General features: G+C 73.4%; 3 protein-coding genes. 2 read left to right on the top strand and 1 reads right to left on the bottom strand.

Annotated features, from left to right (window positions below; genetic code table 11):
- Positions 1 to 54: 54 nt before the first annotated feature.
- Positions 55 to 1281: a saccharopine dehydrogenase family protein gene (locus ACFXGI_RS38370; protein WP_384717635.1), complete on the bottom strand. Its 1227-nt coding sequence runs from the start codon at positions 1279 to 1281 to the stop codon at positions 55 to 57.
- A gap of 111 nt (positions 1282 to 1392) precedes the next feature.
- Here ACFXGI_RS38370 and ACFXGI_RS38365 point away from each other — a divergent pair, with 111 nt between their 5' ends.
- Positions 1393 to 2103 (top strand): TetR/AcrR family transcriptional regulator, encoded by a 711-nt coding sequence (locus ACFXGI_RS38365; RefSeq protein ID WP_384717632.1) that lies wholly within the window; start codon positions 1393 to 1395, stop codon positions 2101 to 2103.
- 157 nt (positions 2104 to 2260) lie between these two features.
- Positions 2261 to 3871 (top strand): APC family permease, encoded by a 1611-nt coding sequence (locus ACFXGI_RS38360; RefSeq protein WP_384717629.1) that lies wholly within the window; start codon positions 2261 to 2263, stop codon positions 3869 to 3871.
- Positions 3872 to 4025: the final 154 nt, after the last annotated feature.

Here is a 4025-nt window from a genome sequence, read left to right as displayed (position 1 = left end):
GGGCCGGGCCGACCCGGCCCGGCCCGCGACGGCGCCAGTGGCAGGAAGCTCCGATCAGCCCTGCTCGCGGATGCCCCACGGGGAGCCGTAGGCGGTCAGCAGGTCCAGGAACGGGCGCGGCGGAAGGGCCTCCGGGCCGAGTACGCCCGACTCCGCCCAGACACCGCCGGCCATGAGCTCGAGCGCCACCACCGGGTTGACCGCGGTCTGCCACACCACGGCCTGCGATCCGTACTCGCGCATCGACCAGTGGTTGTCCACCACGTGGTACAGGTACACCTCGCGCGGGCGGCCGTCCTTGGTGCCCTTCACCCAGGTCCCCGCGCAGGTCTTGCCCGACATCCGCTCGCCCAGGGTGGCCGGGTCGGGCAGGCACGCCGCGACCACGTCGCGCGGGGAGACCCGTACCGGGGTACCGTCCGCGCCGCGCACCGTGACCGGTTCGGTCGAGTCCAGGCTCAGCGCGTGCAGGGTCTTCAGCTTGCCGATGAAGTCCTCGCCCAGGCCGTACTTGAAGGTGACCCTTCGGGCGTCCACCCAGCGCGGGACCAGCAGCACCTCCTCGTGCTCGACGTTGACGCACTCGACCGGGCCGATGCCCTCGGGGAAGTCGAACACCTCCGGCTCGCTGAAGGGCTCGGTGGTGAACCATCCGCGGTCCCGCTCGTAGACCACCGGCGGGTTCAGGCACTCCTCGATCGTCGTCCAGATGTTGAAGGACGGGGCGAATTCGTGGCCCTCGACCGTCAGGTTCGCCCCGTCGCGGATGCCGATCTCCTCGATCCCGTCGAAGAGTTCGTCGGCGGCGTACCGGGCGAAGACGTCCGACAGGCCGGGCTCCACGCCCATGCCGACCAGGGCCAGCCGGCCCGACTTCTCCCATGCCTCGGCCCGCGCGAACTGCTCGTCGCCGAGCTTGACCCCGCACTCCGCGTGGGGTCGGCCGGGGTGCGGCCGGGACAGGGACATCGCCATGTCCACGTAGTGGCTGTCCGCCGCGAGCGCCGCCTCGAACAGCGGCATCACGAACCGCGGATCCGTGGCGTTCAGCAGTACGTCGCACCGCTCCTCGGTGAGGAGCGCGGTCACCGCCGCCTGGTCCGAGGCGTCGACGCGGCGCGCGTGGAACCGGCCGCCGGCCTCGCCGAGCGCGGCCACGGCCGACTCGGCACGGGCCAGGTCGTAGTCGGCGACCACGAACCGGTCGAAGAATTCCCGGCGGGCCGCGATCCGGGTGATCGCGGTACCCACGCCGCCGGCGCCCACAAGCAGAACACGCATGACGAAACCCTCTCTCGGTGAGGTCCGCGGAGATCCGCGCCTCATGGGAGGGATGAAAGCCGGGGTCGCAAGATAAGGTCAATGGTGTTGGCATAAGGAGGAAGGCACCCGATGGCGAAGCCCGTGGTCCCCGAGGAAGCCCGCAGGCGACGGCGCCCCACCCGGCAGGGCGTCGTCCTGTCCGAGCGGCTGATCGTCGAAACCGCCCTGCGCATGCTGCGCGAACACGGCAGCGCCGGCCTGTCCGCCCGCCGGCTCGGCGCCGCCCTCGGAGCGGATCCCAGCTCCCTCTACCGGTACTTCGACGGCATGGACGGCCTCACGCTCGCCATCGGCGAGGAGCTCATCGGCCGGGCCCTCGACGGCTGGGCGGTCACCGGCCAGTGGCGTCACGACCTGCGCGAACTCGGGCTGCGCATCCACGGCGCCTACCTCTCGCACCCGCAGGCGGCCGTACTGACCGCCGGCCGCGTGACCGGCCGGCCCCGCGAGATCGCCGCGGACGAGGCCGTCCTCGGCATCCTGCGCACCGCGGGCTTCCCCGATCCGGAGGCGGTCCTGATCTACCACGCCTTCATCGACCAGAGCCTGGCCTTCGCGGCCCTCGACGCCGGCGCCCTCGCCCTGACCGAGCCCTCCCGGAGCTCCGACGAGGGGCAGTGGGAGTCCACCTACGCCCGGCTGCCGGCCGACGAGTACCCGCACATCGCCGCCACCAGGCGACTGCTCGCCGCCCGGATGAACCACAGCGCCTACCCGGTCGCCCTGGACATGCTGCTCGCGAGCGCGGAGGCCAGGCTGCAGGCCCTGCGGGCCGGCTGACCGGGGCGTACTCCGACCCCGGGACCCGCGCCGTCCCTTATGCCAACACCATTGACCCATGCCCGTCCGCGCGGGTTTCCTCTTCGCAGTTCACGCCCTGTTCACACCGGGCCCGCCACGGCGCGGCCGCACACCGCACTCAGTACAGCGAGGGACGATGGCCGCAGACACCCCGCCGGAAACCACCACCCGAGCCGCCACGGCCACCGCCGCGCCCGCGGTACCGGGCGGCACGACCGTTACAGCCGCCGAGGCCGTCGCAGCCGCCACGGCCGGCACGGCGGCCCCGAGCGGGAACGGCACACCGACGGCGCCCGCCCCGGCCGGCGCCCTCAAACCGGACGCGATCGGCTTCCTCGACGCCCTCGCCATCGGCCTCAACGCCACCTCGCCCGCCTACTCGCTGGCCGCCGTCATCGGACCGCTCGTAGCCCTGGTCGGCGTACACGCCCCCGGAGTGATGCTCGCGTCCTTCGTCCCCATGCTCCTGATCGCCTCCGCCTTCCACTTCCTCAACCGGGCCGATCCCGACTGCGGCACGACCTTCTCCTGGGTCACCCGCGCCCTGGGCCCCACCACCGGATGGCTGGGCGGCTGGGCCATCGCGATGACCGGAGTGCTCGTCGTCGGCTCACTCGCCGACGTCGCCGTCGGCTTCGGCCTGCTCGCAGTCGGGGCCGACGGCCTGGCCGGCAACGCCCTGGTCCGCGAGGCCCTCACCGTCCTGCTGATCCTCCTCATGTCCTGGCTCTGCGTACGCGGCACCGAGGCGTCGGCCCGCTTCCAGAACGTGCTCGTGCTGCTCCAGGTCCTCTGCCTCGTCGTGTTCGCGGCCGTCGCCGTGTACCGCGTGTACGCCGGCACGGGATCCCTCGACGCCGTCCGCCCGGCCGCCGGCTGGCTCGACCCCTTCGGGGCCGGCGGCCCCGCGCTCACCGGCGGCCTGCTGCTCGGCGTCTTCGCGTACTGGGGCTGGGAATCCGCCGTCAACCTGACCGAGGAGACCAAGGACCCCGCCAACGCCCCCGGCCGGGCCGGCATCTGGTCGACGGTGGTCCTGCTGGCGACCTACGTGGCCGTGGCCTTCGCGGTCGTCGCCTACGCGGGCACCGCGTACCTCGCCGGACAGGCGGACACGGAGGAGGACGTCTTCGCCGCGCTCGCCCGTGAGGTGCTCGGCGGCTGGGACTGGATCCTGCTCCTCGCCGTCGCCACCTCCGCCCTCGCCTCGACGCAGACGACCATCATCCCGGCCTCCCGTACCGCGCTGTCCATGGCCCGCCGCCGGGCGCTGCCCGCCGGGTTCGCCCACATAGACGCCCGCCGGGGCACACCGAGCACCAGCACCTGGTGGGTCACCGGCATCGCGACCGTCTGGTACGTCGTCATCCACCGGATCAGCGAGAACGCCCTCGCGGACTCCCTCACCGCCCTGTCGTTGCTCATCGCCTTCTACTACGCCCTCACCGGCATCGCCTGCGCCGTCTGGTACCGGCGCCGGCTGATGCGGGGGCCGGGCCCCTTCCTGCTGCTGGGCGCGGGCCCCCTGGTCGGCTCGGCGCTGCTGATCTGGCTGCTGGTCGAGTCCGTCGCCGACATGGCAGACCCGGGCAACGCCTCCAGTGCGACCGCCTGGTTCGGGTTGGGCGCCCCGCTGGTCATCGCGCTCTTCCTGGCCGGCGCCGGAGTGGTGCTGATGCTGCTGCGCCGCGCCGCGTCCGGAGCCTTCTGGCGCGAACGCCCCGGTGTGGCCCCCGAGGCGCCGTAGTCCCGCCCGTGAGCGCCCGCCTCCCCGGCGAGGTCGAGAGTCGGGGAAGCGGGTCGGGGCGCCGACCCCTCGAGGACCCGTCGGGGGCCCCCCCCCCCGGGGGGGGCCCCCGGGGGCGGGGGCCCGGGGAACGCGCCGGGGGGCCCGGCACCCG

Source organism: Streptomyces sp. NPDC059355, assembly GCF_042752335.1.
In the GTDB taxonomy this organism is placed as follows: domain Bacteria; phylum Actinomycetota; class Actinomycetes; order Streptomycetales; family Streptomycetaceae; genus Streptomyces.
This window is presented reverse-complemented; position numbering and strand designations above follow the sequence as displayed.

Bases quoted from the DNA above. Each gene is read 5' to 3' on its own strand.
- ACFXGI_RS38365 (WP_384717632.1), top strand. From the start codon at position 1,393: ATGGCGAAGCCCGTGGTCCCCGAGGAAGCCCGCAGGCGACGGCGCCCC.
- ACFXGI_RS38360 (WP_384717629.1), top strand. From the start codon at position 2,261: ATGGCCGCAGACACCCCGCCGGAAACCACCACCCGAGCCGCCACGGCC.
- ACFXGI_RS38370 (WP_384717635.1), bottom strand. From the start codon at position 1,281: ATGCGTGTTCTGCTTGTGGGCGCCGGCGGCGTGGGTACCGCGATCACC.